22 protein-coding genes are annotated in these 22,023 nt (G+C 65.1%); 1 reads left to right on the top strand and 21 read right to left on the bottom strand.

Annotated elements, in window-relative coordinates; genetic code table 11:
• Positions 1-177: 177 nt before the first annotated feature.
• From EOA19_RS00110 to EOA19_RS00010, 21 genes are all read right to left on the bottom strand, one after another.
• Positions 178-708 (bottom strand): flavin reductase family protein, encoded by a 531-nt coding sequence (locus EOA19_RS00110; RefSeq protein WP_245455829.1) that lies wholly within the window; start codon positions 706-708, stop codon positions 178-180.
• An 81-nt stretch (positions 709-789) separates the two neighbouring features.
• On the bottom strand, positions 790-2,010 hold the full coding sequence (locus EOA19_RS00105; protein WP_128302315.1) for an acyl-CoA dehydrogenase family protein: 1,221 nt from the start codon (positions 2,008-2,010) through the stop codon (positions 790-792).
• 26 nt (positions 2,011-2,036) lie between these two features.
• Positions 2,037-2,825 (bottom strand): alpha/beta hydrolase, encoded by a 789-nt coding sequence (locus tag EOA19_RS00100; RefSeq protein ID WP_128302314.1) that lies wholly within the window; start codon positions 2,823-2,825, stop codon positions 2,037-2,039.
• 11 nt (positions 2,826-2,836) lie between these two features.
• Positions 2,837-3,853: an alcohol dehydrogenase catalytic domain-containing protein gene (locus tag EOA19_RS00095; RefSeq protein ID WP_128302313.1), complete on the bottom strand. Its 1,017-nt coding sequence runs from the start codon at positions 3,851-3,853 to the stop codon at positions 2,837-2,839.
• 14 nt (positions 3,854-3,867) lie between these two features.
• On the bottom strand, positions 3,868-4,893 hold the full coding sequence (locus EOA19_RS00090) for a branched-chain amino acid ABC transporter permease (RefSeq protein WP_128302312.1): 1,026 nt from the start codon (positions 4,891-4,893) through the stop codon (positions 3,868-3,870).
• On the bottom strand, positions 4,890-5,753 hold the full coding sequence (locus EOA19_RS00085) for a branched-chain amino acid ABC transporter permease (protein ID WP_128302311.1): 864 nt from the start codon (positions 5,751-5,753) through the stop codon (positions 4,890-4,892). The genes EOA19_RS00090 and EOA19_RS00085 overlap by 4 nt, the downstream gene beginning before the upstream one ends.
• A complete protein-coding gene (locus EOA19_RS00080) occupies positions 5,740-6,468 on the bottom strand; it encodes an ABC transporter ATP-binding protein (protein ID WP_128302310.1) in 729 nt (242 codons plus the stop codon). Before EOA19_RS00080 ends, EOA19_RS00085 begins: the two co-directional genes overlap by 14 nt.
• A complete protein-coding gene (locus EOA19_RS00075; RefSeq protein WP_128302309.1) occupies positions 6,465-7,193 on the bottom strand; it encodes an ABC transporter ATP-binding protein in 729 nt (242 codons plus the stop codon). Before EOA19_RS00075 ends, EOA19_RS00080 begins: the two co-directional genes overlap by 4 nt.
• A gap of 25 nt (positions 7,194-7,218) precedes the next feature.
• The gene (locus EOA19_RS00070) at positions 7,219-8,526 is read right to left on the bottom strand and encodes an ABC transporter substrate-binding protein (protein ID WP_128302308.1); all 1,308 of its coding nucleotides are present in this window, start codon (positions 8,524-8,526) and stop codon (positions 7,219-7,221) included.
• A gap of 63 nt (positions 8,527-8,589) precedes the next feature.
• Complete coding sequence (locus EOA19_RS00065; RefSeq protein WP_128302307.1) at positions 8,590-9,408, bottom strand: SDR family NAD(P)-dependent oxidoreductase; 819 nt, start codon at positions 9,406-9,408, stop codon at positions 8,590-8,592.
• Entirely contained in the window at positions 9,408-10,298 is an 891-nt protein-coding gene (locus tag EOA19_RS00060) for an intradiol ring-cleavage dioxygenase (RefSeq protein ID WP_128302306.1), read from the bottom strand. Before EOA19_RS00060 ends, EOA19_RS00065 begins: the two co-directional genes overlap by 1 nt.
• Before the next feature lie 10 nt (positions 10,299-10,308).
• On the bottom strand, positions 10,309-12,063 hold the full coding sequence (locus tag EOA19_RS00055; protein ID WP_128302305.1) for an FAD-dependent monooxygenase: 1,755 nt from the start codon (positions 12,061-12,063) through the stop codon (positions 10,309-10,311).
• On the bottom strand, positions 12,063-13,112 hold the full coding sequence (locus tag EOA19_RS00050; RefSeq protein ID WP_023808928.1) for a branched-chain amino acid ABC transporter permease: 1,050 nt from the start codon (positions 13,110-13,112) through the stop codon (positions 12,063-12,065). Before EOA19_RS00050 ends, EOA19_RS00055 begins: the two co-directional genes overlap by 1 nt.
• A 9-nt stretch (positions 13,113-13,121) precedes the next feature.
• Positions 13,122-13,985 carry a branched-chain amino acid ABC transporter permease gene (locus tag EOA19_RS00045; protein ID WP_128302304.1) on the bottom strand — a complete coding sequence of 288 codons (864 nt, stop codon included), beginning with the start codon at positions 13,983-13,985 and terminating at the stop codon, positions 13,122-13,124.
• A gap of 67 nt (positions 13,986-14,052) precedes the next feature.
• On the bottom strand, positions 14,053-14,754 hold the full coding sequence (locus EOA19_RS00040) for an ABC transporter ATP-binding protein (RefSeq protein ID WP_128302303.1): 702 nt from the start codon (positions 14,752-14,754) through the stop codon (positions 14,053-14,055).
• Positions 14,754-15,470, bottom strand: coding sequence for an ABC transporter ATP-binding protein (locus EOA19_RS00035; RefSeq protein ID WP_128302302.1), 717 nt, complete (start codon positions 15,468-15,470; stop codon positions 14,754-14,756). The genes EOA19_RS00040 and EOA19_RS00035 overlap by 1 nt, the downstream gene beginning before the upstream one ends.
• Positions 15,471-15,529: 59 nt before the next feature.
• Entirely contained in the window at positions 15,530-16,804 is a 1,275-nt protein-coding gene (locus EOA19_RS00030) for an ABC transporter substrate-binding protein (RefSeq protein WP_128302301.1), read from the bottom strand.
• 27 nt (positions 16,805-16,831) lie between these two features.
• Positions 16,832-17,893, bottom strand: a complete 1,062-nt coding sequence (locus EOA19_RS00025) for a maleylacetate reductase (RefSeq protein ID WP_245486026.1) — start codon at positions 17,891-17,893, stop codon at positions 16,832-16,834.
• Positions 17,893-18,552 carry a dienelactone hydrolase family protein gene (locus EOA19_RS00020; protein ID WP_128302299.1) on the bottom strand — a complete coding sequence of 220 codons (660 nt, stop codon included), beginning with the start codon at positions 18,550-18,552 and terminating at the stop codon, positions 17,893-17,895. The genes EOA19_RS00025 and EOA19_RS00020 overlap by 1 nt, the downstream gene beginning before the upstream one ends.
• Positions 18,549-19,508: a VOC family protein gene (locus tag EOA19_RS00015; RefSeq protein WP_023808935.1), complete on the bottom strand. Its 960-nt coding sequence runs from the start codon at positions 19,506-19,508 to the stop codon at positions 18,549-18,551. Before EOA19_RS00015 ends, EOA19_RS00020 begins: the two co-directional genes overlap by 4 nt.
• Positions 19,509-19,511: 3 nt before the next feature.
• Positions 19,512-20,417 carry a dioxygenase gene (locus tag EOA19_RS00010; protein WP_128302522.1) on the bottom strand — a complete coding sequence of 302 codons (906 nt, stop codon included), beginning with the start codon at positions 20,415-20,417 and terminating at the stop codon, positions 19,512-19,514.
• A 93-nt stretch (positions 20,418-20,510) separates the two neighbouring features.
• Between EOA19_RS00010 and EOA19_RS00005 the strand changes: the two genes are divergently transcribed.
• Complete coding sequence (locus EOA19_RS00005) at positions 20,511-21,461, top strand: LysR family transcriptional regulator (protein WP_128302298.1); 951 nt, start codon at positions 20,511-20,513, stop codon at positions 21,459-21,461.
• Positions 21,462-22,023: the final 562 nt, after the last annotated feature.

Here is a 22,023-nt window from a genome sequence, read left to right as displayed (position 1 = left end):
CATCCACTCGTACCGCATCCGATGCGGGACGAAGTTCCGGCCAATGCCCAACTGGCCGGATGACCCTCAACCCTGCGCGGCGAGCCAGGGAGCGCGGTACGACTGACGCCGAACGCGCTTCGACTGGCTTTGCAAGTCCCGTGCGCAACGACCGGACAACCCGCGCTTCGGCGCCGTTCAAAGAAAACGCGACGACTCAAGAAGCTCAGCCACCCCGTCCAGTTCCTTGTGCAGGCGATGCCAGCGACGGTCGAGATAAACAAGCGAATGCGCCTCCGGGGGGACCTCGTCCGGCTGCACCTCGCCGTCAAGGAGTTCGGCCGCGACCAGCGTCGCGCCCTCGATCGGCAGGATGCCGAGCCGACGGGCGCGGAACCAGGTCGAAACGCCGGTATAGCGGGGTTCGCCCGTAGGCAGCCGCGCCCAGGCGCCTCCCGGCGGGAAACGTTCCGCGCCGCTCGACGCGCAGAGCTGCGCCAGGTCGATATCGGTGAAGCGCAGCAGGTGGATCACCATGGTCTCGGCCCGTAGCAAGGGCTCTGACGAAGTCGATTTCATCGACAGCGAGAAAGCGACGACCGGCGGCGCAGCACTTACCGAGATCAGCGAGGATACGGTCATTGCCACCGGCCTGTCGCCGGGATCGGCCGTGATCACGGCAACACCGGCCGGATGGTGGCGAAAGGCTTCGCGGAAGGCGTTGGTCATCGGATGCGGGAAGCTCATCGACGTCTCTCTTCTGCAGCGTGAATAAGGGCCGGACGGCGTCCGCCGTCCGGCCCTTGCGGGCTACTTCTTCTCGATCAGGTCGTAGAACTGCCAGGTGCGATCGCTCCACAGGCCGCCGATGTCGCGACCGGCCGAGGTGACGATCGACGGCGCGATCGTGAAATGGTTGGCCGCCACCATCATCTCGCGGAAGGTGCGCTGGATCACGCCGGCACGCAGCGACGCGCCGCCGCCGGCGCGGTAGGCGAAGTTGCAGATATCGACGCCAACCTCGTGAATCTCGGATTTGGCCAGGTGGACAAGGCTGATCTGCCGCGTCGATACGCTGTTGCCGGCTTCGACCGTCGCCTCGATGTCGCGCCAGACTTCGAAGACAAAGGCGCGGGCAGCGCGATAGCGGGCTTCGGCGCGGCCATAGTCGTGCCAGAACTTCTCGCTCTCGCCGATCAGCCCAGCGCGGCCTGACTTCGTGCGGGCGAACTTGGCGATCTCGTCCAGCATCCGCCGCCCAGTGCCGAGAGCCCAACCGGTATGCCCGATGGCGGCGAGGCCGACGACACCGAGACTGAAGAACTCCTTCTGACGCAGCGGCGGTGCGGTCAGGATCGGGAAAACGAGATCGTCGGCGATGAAGACGTCCTCGGCCGCATAGTCGATGCTGCCGGTGCCACCGAGGCCCAGAACGTCCCAATTGCCGAGCTGCTTGTGCTGAGAGATCGGGGCATGGGCGCACATGATGATCAAGTTGCCCTTCTCGTCCTTGGCGGGCTTGCCGGTGCCGTCGTCGACAAAGGCGGCACTGTGGCTGTAGGTGGCGTGGCTGAAGCCGCTGCCATAGCTCCACTTGCCATTCAGCCGGTAGCCGCCATCGACTTTCTTCAGCATACCGAGCGGCGCGCCCTGCCCCGAGAACCGGTTTTCGGTGCCCGGCGCGAAAAGCCGCTCGACTGCGCTGTCCGGCAGAAAGGCAGCCGACATCGCACCGATGCAGCAATGCACCATGGAAACCCAACCAGCCGCCCCGGAGTGCCAGGTGATCGCCGCCAGCAGTTCGAGACCCTGGGTGGGTCGCAGCTGCGCACCGCCGAGGCTCTCCGCGGCGAAGATATGCGACATGCGCAGCGGCTTCAGCAGCTCGAACGTGGCCGCAGTCAGTTCGCCATTCTCCTCATCGGTGGTGGCGTTGGCTTCCAGGGCCGGCCCGATCTCCGCGATCTTGCTGAGCAAGTCGCGATAGTCGGTGGTCGTCCCCCACGAGCCGTGCTTGATGGGTTTGTTCATTGTCTTCTCCTCCTTTTCAAATGCGGTCAGCCGGCGAGGAAATCGCCGATCTTCCTGAGTGTTTCGGGTTTCTCCAGCATGACGAAATGGCCGGCATCCTCGACCAGGATCAGGCGTGCGTCGGGCAGGGCTTCGACGAAGAGCGGCGCCTGGCCAGCTGGCAGCAGACGGTCCCTGGTGCCCCAGACGACCAGCGTCGGATTGGCGATGCGCGCCAGGAAGCGCCGCAGGTTCGGATGGCCCATGCCGAACGGCGCCAGCAACCGGCCGAGCGTCTCTCCTTCGCGGGCGCGATCGGCGCCGAAGGCCTCCGCAAAGGCGGGATCCGAGCCGTCCGGGAAATAGCGCAGCGCCACCGAGACGTCATGCGCCAGATAGGCCGGCAGCTCCTGCGGCGCGACCGCGCCCAGATCGGTGGCCGGATGCGCGGGGTCGTTGAGCCCTGCCGGCGCGATCAGCACCACCTTGTCGAAACGCTCGCGCGCAAGGCCGGCGAGCTCCGTCGCCATCCAGCCGCCCATGGAAAAGCCGATGAGATGAGGCTTCTCCGGCAGGTTCAGAACATCGAGCAGGTTCAGGTAGTGCAGAACCATGTCGGACATCCCGGTCACATGCGGCGCAGCGCCCGAAAAGCCGAAGCCCGGATGGCTCGCGCAAAGCACGCGGAAACGGTCGGCGAGGCCTTCGGCGAAGTCGAAACTTTCAAGCGTCGAGGCGCCGTGCAGGAACAGCACGGGCTTGCCCTGACCGATGGCCTTCACCACCGTTTTCGTGCCACCGACATCGTATTCGAGCGTATCGAATTGAACGGCCATATTCACTCTCCTCAAACAAGGTCCGGCTGGATCAGCACTTTGCATTGCGTGGTGCGGCGGCGAAGGCTCTCGAATATCTGCGGAACCGGCGAGAGGTCGATCCGATCGGTGATCAGCGCCTGCGGTGCGAAAGGTCCGCCGCGCAGCGCATCGAGGGCGACGCCGAATTCGTTGCGCTGATGGAAGAAGACCGAGAAGAGCAGGTTCACTTCCTTGGTCAGCGCGACGAACGGATCCCATTCGTCGCCGCCGATACACAGGCCGACGCCGACCACCGTGCCCTGCAACCGGACCGCCTTGACCGCTGCGTCGATGAGGCCGCGCTTGCCGACGCATTCGAAGACGATATCGGTTGCACCGCCGCAGAGATCGGCAAGGTTCTCCGCCAGCCTGTTGCCCGATAGCGCGAAACCGGTCGCGCCAAGCGCAAGCGCACGGTCACGCTGATGGCTGTGGATATCGGCCACGACCACACACGACGCTCCCAGCCGCCGCGCCCAGAAGGCGACGAGCAGGCCGATCGGCCCGGCGCCCAGGATGGCGACCCGGTCTCCCGGTTTCATACCCGAGCGGATGATGCAATGCAGCGCGACCGAGAGCGGTTCGGCCAGCGCGCCATCCTCCAGCGCAACGTCGTCGGGCAAGACATGGCACTGGCGCGCGGCGACGGCCGCGTATTGCGCATAGCCGCCACCAATCAGCACCATGTCGGGACAGCGGCCTGGATCGCCGCGCCTGCAGGCCTGGCAGTGCCCGCAGCCGTGCATCGGCACGACGGCCACACGCTCACCGATCCGAAGGCTCGCCACCCGTGATCCCAGCGCGATGATGTCGCCGGCGAATTCATGGCCAAGAACGAAACCTCCACCGATGCCGAAAGGCACCGGATCCTCGGTGATATGCAGGTCGCTGCCGCAGATGCCGCAGGCTGCGATGCGCAAGACGACCTCATCCGGCGCCGGCGTCGGATCCGGCACCGTGCCGATCCGCAGCGGACTGCCGACCGTATCGAAGATGGCTGCTTTCATAAAAACCCTCCCTCTCAGCGGTTCGGATCGACGAGCCTGCGTCGGATCGGGAACCATGGCGCATCCCACCGTTTCGAGATCAGGCCCCAGATGCCGGTGCGGGCGTAGAGCGCCACCAGCAGCGTCATCAGGCCGAGGACGACGAAATAGCTCGCGCCGTATTCACCGAACCAGCGGTCCGCGATGAAGAAAATCAGGGATCCGATCAGAACGCCCTCGATGGACCCTATCCCGCCGACCATGACGATGAAGATCGCGACGTTCGCCCACATCGGATCAAAGGCCGAACCCGGGGTGATGCGCAGTTGCGCCATGAAATAGATGGCGCCCGCAAGGCCGCAGCCGACCGCCGACGCGACGTAGATCAGGAAGCGCAGCTTGACGACATTCACGCCCTGGCTCGCGGCCGCGACCGGATTGTCGCGCATGGCGATCAGCGCAAGGCCGAAGCGCGAGCGAAGCAGCCAATAGCTGCCGCCCAGCGTGACGAGCAGCATCCCCGCGCAGAGCAGCGACATGGCGACATTCCGCTCGAAGGCCGAATAGTCCTTCATCACGCGAAGCGACATCCCCGCGCCGGAATTGACGAGCGGGAGATTCGAGGCGGCCAGCCGGAATACCTCGGCCACCACCCATGTGCCGATCGAAAAATAGGGGCCATCCAGGCGATGCAGCAGCAGGTAGATCGGCACGGCCAGCGCGGCCGGCACCAGGAGCGAAAGGAAGACCGCCAGAAACGGATTGATGCCGTAAGTCTGCGCCAACACGAAAAGCGCATAGCCGGCCGCCCCCATGAACGCGTGCTGGCCCACCGAGACGAGGCCGGCATAGCCGGCGAGCAGGTTCCACATCTGCGCGACGGCGATATAGCAGCACAGCACCAGAACCGATCGGATCGTGCCGGTCGACGCCCACCACGGCATGATAGCGACCCCAATCAGCACCAGCACCGCCAGCGTCATCGCGATCCGACCCGACCGGGTCTGGCGCTGGACCAGGACCTCGGGCACTTCGGTTGCAGCATAGGGGATTGCGCTCATGACAATGCCTTTCCGAACAGGCCCTGTGGACGGGTCGCCAGCACGATCAGGAAGACGATATGTCCGGCAAGCACGCCGAAGCCCGGATCGATGCGGAAGCCGATGGCCTGCGAGATGCCGAGCACCATCGAGCCGGCGAAGGCGCCCCATACCGTACCCATGCCGCCGATGATCACCGCTTCGAACGCGTAGATCAGCTGGGCAGGTCCATCGGCCGGCGCAACGGTCGACCGCAACGCCTGGAAGACGGCGGCAAAGCCGAGGATGCCGACCGCCGCCGCTGTCGCCATCGCATAGACGGCGCGCGGGTTGATGCCGGTCATCGCCGCCGCCTCGACATCGGCCGACGCGGCGCGGAGCGCGCGGCCGAAGCGCGTGCGCTTTAGCGTCAGGTCGAGGCCTCCTGTCAATCCCGTGGCGACGGCCAGCACGATCAGCGGCAGGAGGCCGACATAGATACCGCCGATCTCGATGGATTGACTCTCTATTCCATGGCCGGGCAACGATCGGCTGTTCGCGGACCATATCTGCAGCATCAGGTTCTGCAGCGCGATCGACAGTCCGAAGGTCGCGATCAGCGAGGGCAGCGGATCGCTCCCTACCACCCGGTTCAGCACGGCCTTCTGCAGCACCCAGCCCATCAGCACCGCGAGCGGCACCAGTACGATCAGCACAGGCAGCGGCCCCAGACCCCAGGCCGTGGCGATCGAGATGCCAATCAGCGACAAAAGGATCACAAGATCGCCATGGCTGATGTTGACGATCCGCATGACGCCGAACATCAACGCCATGCCGAGCGCATACTGGGCATACATGCCGCCCAGCAGGATCCCTTGCACCAAGGCGTCAAACCACTCCATGGCCTGCTCCAAAATAGGCTTTGCCGATTTGTTCGCGCGTGATTTCGGCGGACCTGCCGGTCAGGGTCACGCGCCCCTCGAGCATGCAGTAGAGGCGGTCCGAGGCGGACCGGGCGAGGCCGACATCCTGTTCGACCACGATCATCGCCGTTCCCGTGGCGCGGATTTCGGGCAAGGCGGCATAGATCTCGCGGATCACCTTCGGCGCAAGACCAAGGCTGATCTCGTCGCAGAGCAGCACGCGCGGCTGGCAGAGCAGCGCGCGGCCGATCGCCACCATCTGTTGCTGCCCGCCCGAGAGGCTCTGGACCTGCGTGCGGGCCTTCTCCTTGAGGATCGGGAACAGCTGATGCAACCGCGGCAGCGTCCATCCGCCCTTGGCGCCTATGCGCGCGGCCTGGTCGATGGCGACGCGCAGATTGTCCTCGACCGACATGCCGGTGAAGAGCCGGCGGCCCTCCGGCACGATGGCGACACCCTTCTGCACCATGCGGTCGGTGGTGGTGCCGCCAACGGCCTCCCCGTGCAGCAGCACCATCTCGCGCCGGACCGGGAGCAGGCCCATGATCGAACGCAGGAGTGTAGATTTTCCTGCCCCGTTGGCGCCGATCAAGGCCACGGCCTCACCCTGGTGCAGCTCGATGTCGACGCCGTAGAGCGCCTGGAAATCGCCATAGCGGGCCAATAGCCCGTGGGTGGAAAGAACGGCCGTCATGCCTCGATCCCCATGTAGACGCGTTGGACCTCGAGCAGCGCAATCACTTCGGCAGGCACGCCTTCAGCGATCTTCTCGCCGAAGTTCAGCACCAACAACCGGTCGGCCACCGCCAGTAGCGCGTGCAACACATGCTCGATCCACACGATGGTGATGCCACGGTCGCGGATGCGGCGCACCAGCGCTACCAGCGCCTTCGATTCATCGTCGGTCAGCCCACCCGCGATCTCGTCCAGCAGCAGCAGCTTCGGATCCGACGCCAGCGCGCGCGCCAACTCCAGCCGCTTGCGATCGAGCAGAGTGAGAGCGCCGGCCGAGACATTGGCCTTGTCGGAGAGCTCGCAATCGCGCAGGACCTGGGCGCAGAAAGCATAGCTCTGCTTCTCGGACCGGCCGCCGCCGAAAGCGGCGGCGACCAGCAGGTTTTCGAAGGTGGTCATGCCGGAATAGGGACGCGGGATCTGATAGGTCCGCCCGATCCCCATCTGGCAACGCCGGAAGGGCGGCTCGCCGCGAAGCGCGGTGTCGCCGAGCTGGATCTCGCCGCCGGACGTCTTCAAATCGCCGCTGATCATGTTGAACAGCGTCGTTTTGCCCGCGCCATTCGGGCCTAGGATGCCCAGGACCTCGCCCCTATGCACGTCGAAACTCACGTCATGCAGGACGCGGACAGCGCCGAAGGACTTCGACACGCCGTGCGCTTTCAGCAGGATTTCCCTACCCATAACTCTGCCCGCGTTCCCGCTCATGTCACCAGGCGATCGGCTGGATAGCCTGCTGCGGCGCGAAGAGCTGATTGACCGTGTTGTCGACGATCTTCAGGTCATAAGGCCATTTCTCACCCTTCACCCACTGGCCGCCGAAGATCGGCGTCTTGCAGATGTTCTTGTGGGGCGAGCCGTCGAACTTGATATGACCGACCAGCGTCTGCAGATCGGTAGCGACCAGAGCGTCACGATTGGCCGCACGGTCGAGCGGATTGGAAGAGCGCTTCAGGATGTCGAGCGCGACCTCGAGCAAGGCATGCGAATAGCCCAGCGGCTGCGTCCACTGGCGCTTCGAATCGGCCTCCCATTGGCTGGCGATGTCGCTGCTGATCTGCCCGGTCAGCGACGACTTGAACGGGAAGGCCGGGGTCCACCAGACCTCCGAGGACATGCCGTTGCCAAGCGGCCCCATCGCCTCGACACCGCCCGGGAACAGGAGCGCCGCCGCCACCGTGACCGCCTTCGGCTTGAAGCCCTGCTGGTTGCACTGGGTGACGAACGTCTTCAGATCGTCGGGATAGGTGATGCCGCCGATGATCTCGCAGCCCTGCTTCTTGAACTCGGCGATCTGCGCGGAGAAATCATTGGTGCGCGGCTGGAAATAACCGGGCACCACGACCTCGTAGCCGGCCTTGCGGGTCGGCGCCGGCAGGCCATATTCGTCGTTGCCCCAGGTCTCGCCGTCGATGTTCTGGGGAAACAGCATCCCGACCTTCTTGTTGGTCTCCAGATGGTTCCAGAGTCCGACGAAGGTGTTCAGCGCCTCGTCGAGGCCCCAGAAGAAATGATAGGTCCAGTCGAAGGTCTGCTTGCCGCCGCCGCGCGGCATGATCACCGCTTGCCAGGGAGCGCCGGAGGAAATGCAAGGGGTCTCATAGAGCTCGGCCTGCTCGGCGGCGGGCAGGATCGTGTCGGTGGTCGACGCCGGGACGAGCAGATGCACCTCGTCGTTCAGGATGAGGTTGCCGGCGATTTCCGATGCCTTGTTCGGATTGGACTGGCTGTCGCGATCGAGGATCTCGATCTCGTAAGTATTGCCGTCGGCGCACTGCAGCTGGCCGCCGAGCAGAGCGCGGATCTTCTGCAAGGTGTAGCCATCCGTTTCGCCGAAGAGGGCGAGCGGACCGGTCGTGGGGCTGAGGTAGCCCAGCTTGATCTTCCCCGCCGTCGCGGCGCGCACATAGGCCGGCATGCCCAGCGTGCTGGCGGCAACGCCGGCTCCAATCCCCTTCAGCACGCTTCGACGGCTGGGCCGCAAGCCCGATTTCACCAGTCTGTTGTAGTAGCTCATCGTCGGTTCCTCCCTGGGTTAAGTTTCTCCGGCCCACGGGACCGGTCTCAGTTCAAAGCGTGTTCAGGTCATCCGCAGCAGCGAGCCGCCATCGATGACGATCAGCGAGCCCGTCACGTAGGAAGCGGCAGGCGACGCCAGATAAAGCGCCAGGCCCTTGATCTCTTCCGGGTCGCCGATCCGACCGAGCAGCGACTGGGCCTCGAAGGCCTCGCGGTCCGCCGGATTGCGCAGCCGACCGCCGGCGATGTTGGTGATGAACGGTCCGGGCAGGATGGCATTGATGCGGATGTTGTAGGCGCCAAGCTCCATCGCCATGTGGCGAACGAGATGGTTCACCGCGGCCTTGGCGGGCATGTAGGGCGTGCCCACGATGCTCTCGTTGATCAGCGATGCAATGGACGACGTGACGATGATCTGGCCGCCGCCATTCGGCTTCATGTGCCGGACGGCATGTTTGATCGTGGTGTAGACCGAGGTCAGGTTGATCTCGATCACCTTGTCCCAGTGCTCGTCGGGCAGGTTCTCGATGGCGCCCTCGGGGTTCCTTTCGCCCGTCGGGGTGTTGAAGCCCGGTCCGGCATCAATCCCGGCATTGGCGAACACCACGTCGATCGAGCCCGCTTTCCCGGCCACCTTGTCGAAGGCTGCGGCCATGGCCGCACGGTCGCCGACGTCGACGGCCTCGCCCCAGACATCGCCACCCGCCGCCTTGATCGCCGTCACGGTCTTCTCCAGCCCCGTTGGGTTCAGGTCGAAGATGCAGACTTTTGCCCCATGCTCGGCCATGATCTCGGCATAGGCCTGTCCGATGCCGCTGGCGCCGCCGGTGACGATCACCGACTTGCCCCTGACATCGAACATCTTCTCAAGTGCAGCCATCAGTTTCCTCCCTTGCGCGACAGCACGAAATCGAACTCCACGTCGTAGAACGGGGACGCAACCTCGACCCTGGCGGCAGCTTCGGCGTCCTCGACCTTGCGGAATTCGGCGAGCAGGCTCTTCTTCACGCCGAAGACGGCATCTGAATCGATGTACGGGTCGTCCGGGTCGAAGATGTGCGTGGTCAGCGCTTCGAAGCCCTCGGCCTCGACGATGTAGTGGAGATGCGCCGGACGATTGGGGTGACGCCCCAGCGCGCCCAGCAGCTTGCCGACTGGGCCATCATCCGGGATCGGGTAGTATTTGGGCTTCACGCCCCGAAACCAGTAGCGCCCGTCCGTGCCGGTGCGAAAGACGCCGCGCAAGTTGAAGTCGGGCTGGATGCCCTTCTGCTGCACGTCGTAGAAGCCCTCGTCATTGGCCTGCCAGACGTCGATCTTGGCGCCTGCGATCGGGTTGCCCTCGGTATCAAGGATGCGGCCATGCACGAACATGGGCTCGCCCTTCTGGTCGAGGCAGATGTTGGAGCCCATCGGCAGCTCGGGGGCGTCGGCGACGTGGAAGGGTCCCAGCACCGTCGATTCCGAGGCGCCCGACGGCTTGCGGTTGTTGATCGCATCGACCAGCATCGAGATACCGAGAACATCCGACAACAGGATGTATTCCTGCCGCCACTCGTTGCAGATCTGGCCTGTCCGCGTCAGGAACATGATCGCGCCGAACCATTCCTCCTGTGTCGGCTCGATCTCTTTCACCGCCTCGTGCAGCTTGCGGGTGATGACCTCCATCACCTCTTTGAGCCGCTCGTCCTTGGCGTTCCTGTTCCGCGCCACCACGACCTCGGCCGAGTTCGCTTCGGTGAAATAGCCGGATTCGTGTTCGTCGATCATGCGATCCTCCTCAGCGCGCCAGAACGGATTTGAAGATCCGGCGCAGTTCGGCCGCCGGCTCGGCCGCCAGCGTTTCGGAGCGCCAGGCGACGTGGTGGTCGGGACGGACGATCAGGCAGCCGGTGTCGCGGATCTCCCGTGCGCCGGCCCAGTCGCCGGTATGATCCTCGATCGCGCGGCGCGGGCCGATCACATGGCTGCGGATCGGCAGACCGAGCTCCGCGCCCACCGTCTCCGCCGCGGCGACCCACGCCTCTCCGCCAATGCCGGTCAACAGCGTGAACTCGCCATGCCCGCAAAGATCGAGCGTCGAGACCTTCCTGCCCGAGCGCTCGAAGACCCAGACATGCGGCAAGCGCGCGCCCGGCCAGGTTGTCGGCGCATAGTGCAGCTCGCGATCCTTCTCGAAGGCCGGCTCGCGCTGGCCGTCGGTCACCACCGCGCCCGAGGCATAGCGCTGGTTCATCTCGACGCCATGGGCGTCGAACTCGTACTTCTTGAAGGCGATGGCCTTGCGGAGCGCCTCGCGCTGCGCTTCGGCGACGGGCGTCGCATCGGCGCGAGCCTCCATGTTCCTCTGGATCTTGTCGTGATCCACGCCGCCGTCCATGCCGAGCGCCTCGAAGATCGGTCCGAATTCGGCGATGGACTGGTTCGCCCGTGTCACGATCTGGCGCGCGATCGGTGCGCGCTCGGCCGAGAAGCTGTCCAGAAGCCCGACCCCCGCCTGCCCCTTGATGACCTTGGCAAGCTTCCAGGCGAGGTTGAACCCGTCCTGGATCGATGTGTTCGAGCCGAGCCCGTTCGAGGGCGGATGCCGGTGCGCGGCATCGCCCATGATAAACACCCGCCCCTTCTGCATGTGCGTGGCGAAGCAGTTGTTCACGGTCCAGGTGTTCGCGCCCAGGAGCTCGATCTCGAGCGCGGGATCTCCGACCAGTTGACGCGCGACGCTGGTGGCCAGTTCCGGCGTCACGTCCGGCGGCGGCTGGTTGATGTCGTAGCCCCAGACGATCAGCCACTCGGTCCACGGCCTCACCATGCGAACCAGACCCATGCCGATGCCGCCGACATCGGCGCCGGGCTGCATGACCCAGTAGAGGACGCTCGGTCGGTGGGCGACATACTTCGAGAGATCGGCCCTGAACAGGATGTTCATCGACCCGCCGACGCCCATCTTGCCCTCGAGCGGCAGGCCCAGATGCTCGGCCACCAGCGAGTTGCCGCCGTCGGCACCGACGAAGAACTTCGACCGCACGGTGAAATCCTTGCCCGACAGCCGATCGCGGCAGGTCGTGGTCACGCCGTCCCCGTCCTGGACATGGCTGACATATTCCGTGCTCATGCGTGCTTGCGTCCCGTGGGCACACGCCGACTTGAACAGGATCGGCTCCATGAAGGTCTGCGGCAGATCGTTCATGAGGCAGGGCGACGACAGGAGATGTTCGGCCTTCGAGAGCGGGTGGATGCCCCAGCTCTTCATGCGGCCGATCTCCTCGCCGGCCAGGCTTTCGCAGAACACGTTCTCGCCCATCAGCTCCTGCGGCGAGGCGTGCATCATGGCCTCTGCCTCGACATCCGGACCGAGGTCGCGCAGCACTTCCATCGTGCGCTGGTTGGTGATGTGGGCACGCGGCGTGTTCGACAACCAGCGATAGCGATTGACGATCATGTTGGCGACGCCGTAGCTGGACAGCAGCGCGGCGGTGGCCGAGCCGGCTGGGCCAGTGCCGACGATCAGCACGTCGGTTTCGATATCCGCCATCAAATTCCTCCCTTGATCTTCGGACCGGTCAGCCTGCGGCGGACCGGAAACAGGTGCAGGCCCTTGCGGGACGCAATCAGCCCCCACAGCCCCTTTGGCGCAAAAAGCATCACGACGACGGCGATGAGGCCGAGCGTCATCAAGTACCAGCTGCCGTAATCGGCCAGCGCCGAGCGCAGCGCGAAGAAGACCAGCACACCGAGGATCGGCCCCTCGATGGTGCCGATGCCGCCGATGACGACAATGAAGATGACGTTGGCGGTCCAGTCGGTGACGGCAAAGGCCGCGCTCGGCGAGATGCGGGCCGTCTGCAGGAAGATCAGCGCGCCGGTCAGCCCGGTGGCGGCCGCGGCGATCAGAAAGACCGCCCATCTGAGCCGGCCGGTATCGACGCCCACCGATTGCGCCGCGTCGACATTGTCGCGCACGGCCGCCAGCGCCAGCCCGAGGCGACTGCGCAGCAGCCAATAAATGCCTCCCGTCACGGCCACGAGCAGCGCCAAAGCCAGCCAGTAGGCCATAACATCGCGTGCCGCGGCCTCGCGGACCCCGAACAGCGCCCGGACCGCATCGGTGCCCAGGATACTGCTCGTCGCCTCGCGCGGCAGCGAGGTGCCGGTGCCGCCACCGAGCGCCTTCCACTGCGCGACCAGCAGTCGCGTCACTTCGGCGATCACCCAGGTGCCGATGGCGAAATAGGCGCCCTGCAAACGGAACGCGAAGAAGGCCGTCGGAACCGCCAGCACCAGAGCGGCAAGGCCGCCCAGCGGGATCGCCAGGACCGGATTCCAGCCGAGCAGGATCACGCCGGCGAACATCGCATAGGCGCCGATGCCAACGAAAGCCTGCTGGCCCACCGACACCAGGCCGCCATAGCCCGCCAGCAGGTTCCATATCTGCGCCAGCGTCAGCATGGTGAGGATGAAGAAGAGATCCTGTATGACGCCACGCGAGGCCACGGCAGGCAGCGCGAGCGCGGCGACGATGAAGATCGGCACGATGATCGCGGTCACGGTTCCGGCGCGGGTGCGGGTTGTCAGTCGATACATGCCGCCCCCTCAATCCACTGCGCGCGGAAAAAGCCCGCGCGGCTTGAGCAGCATCACGGCCAGGAAGGCGATGTGGCCGGCCAGGATCTGCCATTCCGGACTGAGCGCGGCGCCAAACGTCTGCGCCACGCCGATGATGATCCCGCCCGCGAGCGTCCCCCACAGGCTGCCGAGGCCGCCGATGATCACCGCCTCGAAGGCATAGATCAGCCGCGCCGGTCCGATCGAAGGATCGAAGTTCGCCCGCATGCCGAGATAGAGTGCCGCCAGCGTCACGACGACCATGGCGATCCCGGTGGCGATCGCGAAGATCCGCTTCGGCTCTATCCCCATCAGCCCCGCCGTCACGACGTCGTCCGAGGTGGCGCGGAAGGCACGGCCGAGGGCGGTGTGGTAGAAGAGCGCGTTGAGCGCAATGATCATCACGATCGCCGAGGCAAAGGTCATCAGCGGCATGATCCCCACCGTGACCAGCCCGAGATCGAGCGATGCCCCTTCCAACGCGCCCACCGGGATGCGGCGGCTGTCGGCGGAGAAGGCCTCGAGCAGGCCGTTCTGCAGGGCGACCGACAGGCCGAAGGTGACCAAAAGCGGCGGCAGGATGTCCTTGCCCAGCACGCGGTTCAGAACGGCGGTCTGCAGCAGCCAGCCGAGCGCGAACATCACCGGCATGGCGACCAGAGCGGCAATCCAGGGCGACAGGCCGAGCAGCGTGACGCCCATCAAAACCAGATAGGCGGCAAGAATGATGAGGTCGCCATGGGCGAGGTTCACCAGCCGCATGATACCGAAGACGAGGCTCAATCCCGCTGCGAACAAGGCATAGAGCCCGCCCAGCAGAATCCCTTGCACGAGGGTGTCCAGCCAGATCATCGCCGCGCCACCTCGATCAGGCCATAAGAGCGCTGCGCGAGCAGATGACAGAGCCTCGGTTGCCGCGTCATGCCGCCACTCCGAAATAGGCGGAATGGATGTCATCGCGTGTGACCTCGGCCGTCCTGGCGGCCAGCGTGACGCGACCCTCCATCATACAGTAGACGCGGTCGGCGACCGCCAGCGCCCTGCCGATATCCTGCTCCACCAGCACGATCGCGGCGCCTCCTGCGCGGATCTTGGGAAGGGCTGCGTAGATATCGCGGATGACGACCGGCGCCAGGCCGAGGCTGATCTCGTCGCAGAGCAGTAATTCGGGGTTCGACATCAGCGCCCGGCCGATCGCCACCATCTGCTGCTGGCCACCCGAGAGCGCTGTGCCGGGCCTCTTGCGCCGCTCGCGCAGGATCGGAAAAAGGTCATAGACGGCGTCGAGGTTCCACGGCCCCGGCACCTTGCGCGCGTGCGCGCCGACCAGCAGGTTTTCCTCGACGGTAAGCGAAGGGAACAGCCGGCGTCCTTCCGGCACCATGGCGATGCCGCGCTTCATGATCTCGGCCGAAGACAGCGCGCCAATCGGCTCGCCCCGGTGCAGCACCATGCCGGGCGCGTTGCCGATCACACCCGTGATCGAGCGCATCAGCGTGGATTTGCCGGCGCCGTTGGCGCCGATGATCGCCACGCATTCGCCCACCGCGACAGTGATATCCACACCGAACAGCGCCCGGAACTGGCCGTAATTCGCGGTGAGGCCGCGCGTTTCCAGCATCAGACCTCGAGCCCCAGATAGATTTCGCGAACCGCCTTCGAGGCCATGATCTCATCAGGCGCACCGATCCCGATCACACGCCCGAAATCCAGCACGAGAAGCCGCTCTACCACCGAATTCAGGGCGTGCAGCACATGCTCGATCCAGATGATTGTCGTGCCCCTGGCATGGATCGCCTTGATCGTCGCGACCAGGGCCTTGCATTCGCCCTCCGTCAGACCGCCGGCGATCTCGTCCAGAAGCAGAAGCTCAGGGCCTGTCGCCAGGGCGCGGGCGAGTTCGAGGCGCTTGCGGTCGAGAAGGCTCAGCGAGCCGGCCACGAAATTGGCCTTCCTGAGAAGCTCCGTCTCCTCGAGGATACCAGCGCAATCGTCGACCATCTCGGCCTCGCGTGCGCCGCGGCCGAAGGCGGCAGCGGTCAAGAGATTTTCGAACACGGTCAGCCCCTCGAAAGGCTGCGGAATCTGGAAGCTGCGGCCAACGCCCATGCGCGCCCGCTCCATCGCCGGAGCACGGGTCACGTCGCGGCCGAGCAATTCGATGCGACCCTCATTTGCAAACAAGTTGCCGGTGATCAGGTTGAAGAGCGTCGATTTTCCGGCGCCGTTCGGGCCGATAATGCCCAGCGCTTCGCCGCGCGGCACGCTGACGGTCACGGAATCCGCAACCTTCAAGGCGCCGAAGGACTTCGAAACGTTTTCCAGCCTCAGTATCATCACTGTCATCCTTGGGTCGCGCCGAACGAGGGCGGCGGTATCAGCCGCCCTCGGCAGCGTCAGGCCAGGGCTTCCATCTTGCCGGCGGTGGGTATCTGGGAGGCGCCGGCGTTTTCGACGATCACCAGATCGAAGCCGCCACCGGCCTTCTTGCGCCACTGCCCGCCGACGAGCGGCGTCTTGCAGACGTTCTTCGCGGCGAAAGGTGGCAATCCCGCACCGCTCCAGGCCACCTTGCCCACTACCGTCGTCATGTCGGTGGCCGCTATCGCCGCCGCGATCGCCTCGGCATTGGTTGGATCCGACACGCGGCCCATGACATTGGCCGCCACCTCGAACAGCGAATGGACAAAACCGATCGGCTGGGTCCAGGGACGGCCGGTCTTGGCGGTGAAATCCGCAGCGAGTTCGGCCGAACTCTCGCCCGTCAGCGACGATTTGAACGGATGCGAGGCCGACCACCAGACCTCGGACGAGAGGTTGTGGCCGGCGTCGCCGAGCGTCTCGACCGATTGCGGGAAAAGGATCGCCTTGGCCACCGTCACCGCCTTGGGCTTGAAGCCCTGCTGGCGGGCCTGGTTCCAGAAGGTGGTGAAGTCGGGCGGAATGACCACCCCGGTAACGATCTCGGCATTGGCGGCTTTGAAGGCGTTGACCTGCGCGGTGAAATCGTCCGAAAGGTTCTGATAGCGGCCAGGATCGGCAAGGCTGAAGCCGGCGGCGTCGAGGCCGGGCTTCAACCCATTCTTCGGGTCGCCCCAGGCATTGCCGTCGGCATCGTTGGGGAACAGCCCGCCCACCTTGCCGTTGGTGGAAAGCTGCTTCCACATGCCGGTGTAGACGGCGATGATGTCTTCGAGACCCCAGAAATAATGATAGGCGAAGTTGAAAGGCTTCCACGAGGCCGGATCGGCCGGACTGCCCTGCTGGCCGATGAACCAGGGCTGCCACGGCGCCATCGTCGAGATGACCGGCACGCCCTCCGCCTCGCAGGTGGTGGCCACTGGGTTGGTGTTCTCGGGCGTCGAGCCGACGAGCATCAGGTTGATCTCGTCATCGACGATCAGGCTCTTCGCCACCTCGGCCGCGCGATTGGGGTTCGACTGGCTGTCCTTGACGATGACCTCGAAGTTCTTGCCTGCCTCGGAAGCGAGGAAGGCCTTGATGTTGTAGGCATCGCTCTCCGCGAAGCCGGCAAGCGGCCCGGTCTGCGGCGAAACATAGCCCAGGCGGATCTTGGCGCCTTGCGCGATGGCCGGCGTCGCCAGGCGCGAACCGGCCAGCGCCAGGCCTGTCGCCGCCGAGGCTTTCAGTAGGCTACGTCTTGTGATCATGTGTAGTTCCTCCCTCTCGTTTTATTCTCAAGCCCCCGGACGGCGTCCCTCCCACGCCGCCTGAAGGAGTTCCCTTATCGATCCTGGATCGATTGGCCTCGGATTCGCATAGGCATTCTTGACCGCGATCGCCGCCGCGCGGTCGAGATCGGCCTCCTCGATGCCGATCGCCTTCAGGCTCAGCGGGGAGCCGACCGACTGTGCGAAATCCCAGAGCCCGCCGCCCGCCGAGCCACCACCGAATGCCCTAGTGATCGGACGCAACAGATCAGGCACCGCCGTTTCGTTGAAGGCGGTCGTGTACGGCAGCAGGATGGCGTGGGTCTCGGCATGCGGCGTATCGAACGAGCCGCCGAAGACATGCGCCAGCTTGTGATGCAGCGCCATCGAGACATAGCCGAGCGCGGTCGAGCAGCACCAGGCCGCATAGAGCGCCTGCGTCCGCGCCGCGCGATCCTGCGGGTCGCGGATCAGCCTTGGAATGCCGTCCTTGAAGGCAATCATGGCATCCCTGCACATGAGCACGATCACCGGGTTGCGATCGGGGGCATACAAGGCCTCCATCGCATGAGCGATCGCGTTCATCGCCGAGGTGACGGTGAGACTTACCGGCAGGCTCAGTGTCGGATCGACGTCGTAGATCACCGTCTCGGGGCGAATGTCCGGCGAGCGGCGGGTAGTCTTCTCGCCGGCCGCCGTCTCGCCGAGGATGTCGGTCATTTCCGAGCCGGCATAGGTGGTGGGAATGACCACCTGGTCGGCGCCCGTGCGCACGGCAATGGCCTTGCCGAGCCCGGTGGTCGAGCCGCCGCCGAGGCTGACGACCGCCGAAGCGCCGCTGCCGCGGAAGGCACCGACGGCCTTTTCCGTGACCTCGACAGGGGTATGCATGACCGCGCCGGCAAAGATCCCGGCGGCGAGGCCACCAAGGCTTACGGCCAGTCTTTCCGCATCGCCCATCTGATGCGGTGTCGAAAGCACCATCACCTTGTCATGGCCGAGCCGCCGGACTTCCTCTTCGACGCGAGCTATGGTGCCGGCACCGAAGACCACCCGTGTCGTCAGGCCCGGAAAGGTGAAGCTGTCCATCATCGCGCCGCCTCCATGCGCGGGCCGCGCCCGGCCGCGAGGTCGTCGAGGATCGTGCCCAGCATGACGATCTCGGCGTCCGAGACCTCATGGGCCCGTCCCGGGAAGAGATCGGCCCGCAGGCTCGCGCCAATGCGGCCCAGCGACTGCGCGGCATCGGCAAACGCCGAGACTGGTATCCAGGGATCGGCATCGCCGCCGGAAAGATAGATCGGCATTCCGGCCGGCGCGGCCTCGGATCTTTCGTCCGCCGGAACGCCGACACGGCAGCCCGTGAAGGCCGCCAAAGCATCCGGCGGCGGCAGCCCCGCGCAGAGGTATTCGATCGACAGACACGCCCCTTGCGAGAAGCCCGCGAGAAGAAGCGGCAGTCCGGGCAGTTCGGCCCGCGCCGCGACCATTGCGGCCGCAAGGTGGTCGAGCGCGTCGGAAAGCTGCGCCCGGGCGACCGGCGTCAACGGGTCGACGGCACGCGCCTCCCACCACATGCCGTGTGGTGCACGCGGCAGGATAAAGGCCACGGCGGTTGCGGAAAGCCGCGACAGCACATGGGACTGCATCTCTTCGGGCGATTGGCCACGGCCGTGGACGAAGACGCAGATCGCCTTCGCCTCCGGGCCTCTTGGCCCAAGCCGGAGCGGACCGCTGCCTGAACTCACGTGAAGTCCGCCTCTTCCAGGCCGACCTGCAATTCGCTCTCACGATCTTTGAACCACGGCGGGAAGACCAGCGTCTTGCCGATCTGGCCCGGAGGCTCGTCCTTGGCCCAGCCTTCCGGCGTGGTCCAGGCAATTTCGAACAGCGCGCCGCCGGGCGAGCGGACATAGCAGGACTTGAAGTAGTTGCGGTCCTTCTGCTCCGATATATCCGTGAAGCCGAGACCCTCGATATGAGCGCGCAGTTTCAGCTGGTTCTCTTCGTCGCCGGTGTTGAGGGCGAGGTGGTGGATCGTACCGCCCGCCAGCGTCCAGGTGCCCTGCGGGCTGTCGCGGTCGACAATGACCTCCACGCGCTGAGCGACGCCGGTCGCGTCGGGCACGCGGAACACCAGTCCCTCATGGTCGTCAGCCTCTTTCTCCAGCGGCAACGCGATGGTCAGGAAGTCGTCCATCGCAGTGCGGTCCATCACCGCCACCACGGCGCCGTATATTCCCTTGATGCCGTGCGCCTTGCCGATGCCCTGCGCCTCGTTGGTGATCGGCGCGCGCGTATCCCTGTCGCTTTCCACCAGCTCGTGCGGAATGCCGCAGGGATGTGCGAAAGCCGCACGGTCGGCGCCAAAACGAGTGATCTTGATGGCCTCGATGCCGCGCGCGTTCAACCGGTCGACCCAGAAATCCGCGGCCCCCTTGGGAATCGACTGCATGATGGTGCGCGACTGGTTGGACCCGCGGCGGCCATAGACGCCTGGCTTGCGGAACGGGAAGGTGGTGATGATCGTCGAGGCATCGCCGTTGGGCGAGCCGTAATAGAGGTGATAGACAGGGATGACGCCGTCGAACAAGACGGTGCGCTTCACCGAATGCAGGCCCAGTGCCTTGGTATAGAAATCAAAATCTTCCTGAGCGCTGTCGGTCGAGAGCGTCAAATGGTGGTAGCCGCTGACACGTGCCATCGGTCATCTCCTCCCAGAGGTTTCGGTTTCGCCCCGCCGCTGTGGACAGAGCACGAGGTTGAGGTCGAGCGCGTGCTTCCGTTTTCCTCCGTTGGGCGGCAGCGCGCGGAACTCGGCCATGAGTTCGGGTTTGACCCCGAAAATCGCATCCCGGCCGATCGCAGGGTCCGACCGGTCGAAGATGTGGGTCGTCAGCGTCTCGAAGCCCTCCGCCGAGACGCGAAAATGGATATGGGCCGGCCGCTCGAGGCCAAGGCCAAGCGCTGACATCAATTGACCGACCGGTCCATCCGACGGCAGCGTGTAGCCCTTCGGCTTCACCGTCACGAAGACGAAGCATCCCTGCGGATCGGTGCGGAACCGTCCACGCAGATTGAATTCCGGCTGCCTGTCGGGTTCCTGGTTCTCGTAGAGACCCTCGGCATTGGCCTGCCAGATCTCGACCATCGCATCGCCGATCGCATCGCCGTCGAGCGCGACGATCCGGCCCGCAACCTCCAGAGGCTCGCCCTTGTGATCGCGCGAGATATTCGCGCCGAGCGGCATCTCCGGCACGTCGGCCCGGTAGAAGGGGCCGGCCAGGGTGTTTGGGGTCGCCCCAACAGGGCGCGGGCTGTTCTGATCCTCGATCAGCGACGACACGCCCAGGACGTCGGCGAACAGCACCCATTCCTGGCGCCGCGCATCGGCGTAGTGGCCAACCTCGGTCAGGAAATCGATCGCCTGACGGAACTCCTCGCCCGAGGGTCGCAGCTCGACGATCAGCGCGTGCAAACCGTCGACGGCTGCCTGCGCCGCCGCCGCCAGGCGGGACTGGCCCATTGCCGTCAGGCGCCGTGAGAATTCCTCGGCCTGCGTCGAGATCGCCTTGGGGAATTCATCTCGCTTCGGGTCGTGCTGGCCGTGCATTCCGCCGGGGCCTCCCTTCCCCTTGCCAAGCGGGATAGCACGGCCCGACGCGATGCTTGATGAGATGTGGCGTCCCTTGTATAGCGTTTTGCTATGAAGCTGAGCGAGCGCCACCTCATGCAGCTCGCCGCGGTGCTGGATGCCGGCGGCGTGTCGGAAGGAGCCGCTATGCTGGGCCTGACCCAGCCGGCGGTCAGTCGATCGCTGGCCATGCTGGAGGCGCGGGTGGGCGAGCCGCTTTTCCTCAAGGGTCGCCGGCCGCTGCAGGCGACACCGCTCGGCTTCCAGTTGGCGGCGCAGGGCCGCACGATCATCACCGCGTCGCGCAAGGCGTCGGATGCGGTCCAGGGCTTCATGAAAGGCACGAAGGGCGTCGTCCGTGTCGGCGGCGTGCCCTTCTTCATGGATGCGATGATCAGCCGGATGATCGGAGAATTCCAGAAGCTCGAACCCGAGGTCACCGTTCAGCAAAGCTATATGAACCTGCCCGAGATGGTCGCGGCGCTGGAGAGCAACCAGATCGATCTCGGGATCGTGCCGATCGGCGTGCTCGACCTGGGACCCGGCTTCGAATTCACCGAAATCCTGCCCGGACGCAACGTCGTGGCTTGCCGGCCCGACCATCCCCTGCTGCGAAATCGCCGCCTCAGGGCGCATGACCTGACCAGCTTTCCCTGGGTAGCCCCCCTACCCGGCTCTCCGCTGATGTCGGACCTGCAGATGATCCTGATGAGCATCGGCATGTCGGACCTCAACGTCCGCTATTCGGGAGGCTCGCTGATGAGCGTGATCAACTTCCTTGCCGAAACCGATGCGCTGGCGGTGCTGCCATTCTCCGTGGTCTTCGCGCAGCGCAAGGAAAACCGGGTGACGGTGCTGCCCTATGAAATTCCGCAGCCCAGCCGCTCGCTTGGTATCCTGCGCCGGGTCAGCGGACCGCGCTCGCCCGCGGCAGAGCGCTTCGCGGGCCACGTCACGACCGCCTTCGAGAATCTGAAGCACATCATCAAACGGCACGAGAATGCCGTCGTCTGGGGGCGGTAATCCAGCCGACATGGCGCCCCTTACAGCTCCAAGAGCCAGGAGCGGACGTTTGGAGCAGCGAGACGATCGGGCGTCCATTGGCCAGTCTCGTTTTTCCCGAACGGGATCCCGGTTTGAGGAGCTGAAGGGCACACCGGTGAGCGCCAGTATCAGCGAAGCTGGTTCATGGCGCCTATTCAGCATCGCCAGCAATGAAGTGCGGCTCTCCCACCCCATTCCGTGCAGGAATGGAACTCCCGTGCCTGTATTCGGTTGGGTACAAAGCCGGCGTCCCACACGCGCTGGCAAGGGTGCGCTGAGGTGACAGATGCTCGACGACGAAGAGGCCGAAGGTTTGTAAGTGCGAATATCGATCTTGGTTGAGCCTCCTATCACCGGTTTGCCTTCACCTCACGGCGAGGGCAACTCCGCGCGACCAGATCAGCTAATGTCCTCCAAGACCCCGGGCGTCATCTACGACATCAAGGGTCTGTTCCCCAGGCATGTTACGGATGGGCGCTTCTGATGAGGGTTCTGGTCACCGGCGCGGCCGGCTTCATAGGGTATCACGTAGCCAAGCGGC

Source organism: Mesorhizobium sp. M7A.F.Ca.US.010.02.1.1 (assembly GCF_004023085.1).
In the GTDB taxonomy this organism is placed as follows: Bacteria; Pseudomonadota; Alphaproteobacteria; order Rhizobiales; family Rhizobiaceae; genus Mesorhizobium.
The sequence above is the reverse complement of the archived record's forward strand: the minus strand, read 5'-3'. Positions and strand labels throughout refer to the sequence as shown.

Excerpts from the sequence above, each read along its gene's own strand:
- EOA19_RS00015 (WP_023808935.1), bottom strand. The coding sequence starts at position 19,508 with ATGGCACGTGTCAGCGGCTACCACCATTTGACGCTCTCGACCGACAGC.
- EOA19_RS00075 (WP_128302309.1), bottom strand. The coding sequence starts at position 7,193 with ATGGGTAGGGAAATCCTGCTGAAAGCGCACGGCGTGTCGAAGTCCTTC.
- EOA19_RS00040 (WP_128302303.1), bottom strand. The coding sequence starts at position 14,754 with ATGCTGGAAACGCGCGGCCTCACCGCGAATTACGGCCAGTTCCGGGCG.
- EOA19_RS00080 (WP_128302310.1), bottom strand. The coding sequence starts at position 6,468 with ATGACGGCCGTTCTTTCCACCCACGGGCTATTGGCCCGCTATGGCGAT.
- EOA19_RS00025 (WP_245486026.1), bottom strand. The coding sequence starts at position 17,893 with ATGGACAGCTTCACCTTTCCGGGCCTGACGACACGGGTGGTCTTCGGT.
- EOA19_RS00070 (WP_128302308.1), bottom strand. The coding sequence starts at position 8,526 with ATGAGCTACTACAACAGACTGGTGAAATCGGGCTTGCGGCCCAGCCGT.
- EOA19_RS00060 (WP_128302306.1), bottom strand. The coding sequence starts at position 10,298 with ATGATCGACGAACACGAATCCGGCTATTTCACCGAAGCGAACTCGGCC.
- EOA19_RS00030 (WP_128302301.1), bottom strand. The coding sequence starts at position 16,804 with ATGATCACAAGACGTAGCCTACTGAAAGCCTCGGCGGCGACAGGCCTG.
- EOA19_RS00095 (WP_128302313.1), bottom strand. The coding sequence starts at position 3,853 with ATGAAAGCAGCCATCTTCGATACGGTCGGCAGTCCGCTGCGGATCGGC.
- EOA19_RS00005 (WP_128302298.1), top strand. The coding sequence starts at position 20,511 with ATGAAGCTGAGCGAGCGCCACCTCATGCAGCTCGCCGCGGTGCTGGAT.
- EOA19_RS00035 (WP_128302302.1), bottom strand. The coding sequence starts at position 15,470 with ATGATACTGAGGCTGGAAAACGTTTCGAAGTCCTTCGGCGCCTTGAAG.
- EOA19_RS00065 (WP_128302307.1), bottom strand. The coding sequence starts at position 9,408 with ATGGCTGCACTTGAGAAGATGTTCGATGTCAGGGGCAAGTCGGTGATC.
- EOA19_RS00110 (WP_245455829.1), bottom strand. The coding sequence starts at position 708 with ATGACCAACGCCTTCCGCGAAGCCTTTCGCCACCATCCGGCCGGTGTT.
- EOA19_RS00010 (WP_128302522.1), bottom strand. The coding sequence starts at position 20,417 with ATGCACGGCCAGCACGACCCGAAGCGAGATGAATTCCCCAAGGCGATC.
- EOA19_RS00085 (WP_128302311.1), bottom strand. The coding sequence starts at position 5,753 with ATGGAGTGGTTTGACGCCTTGGTGCAAGGGATCCTGCTGGGCGGCATG.
- EOA19_RS00100 (WP_128302314.1), bottom strand. The coding sequence starts at position 2,825 with ATGGCCGTTCAATTCGATACGCTCGAATACGATGTCGGTGGCACGAAA.
- EOA19_RS00055 (WP_128302305.1), bottom strand. The coding sequence starts at position 12,063 with ATGGCGGATATCGAAACCGACGTGCTGATCGTCGGCACTGGCCCAGCC.
- EOA19_RS00050 (WP_023808928.1), bottom strand. The coding sequence starts at position 13,112 with ATGTATCGACTGACAACCCGCACCCGCGCCGGAACCGTGACCGCGATC.
- EOA19_RS00105 (WP_128302315.1), bottom strand. The coding sequence starts at position 2,010 with ATGAACAAACCCATCAAGCACGGCTCGTGGGGGACGACCACCGACTAT.
- EOA19_RS00045 (WP_128302304.1), bottom strand. The coding sequence starts at position 13,985 with ATGATCTGGCTGGACACCCTCGTGCAAGGGATTCTGCTGGGCGGGCTC.
- EOA19_RS00090 (WP_128302312.1), bottom strand. The coding sequence starts at position 4,893 with ATGAGCGCAATCCCCTATGCTGCAACCGAAGTGCCCGAGGTCCTGGTC.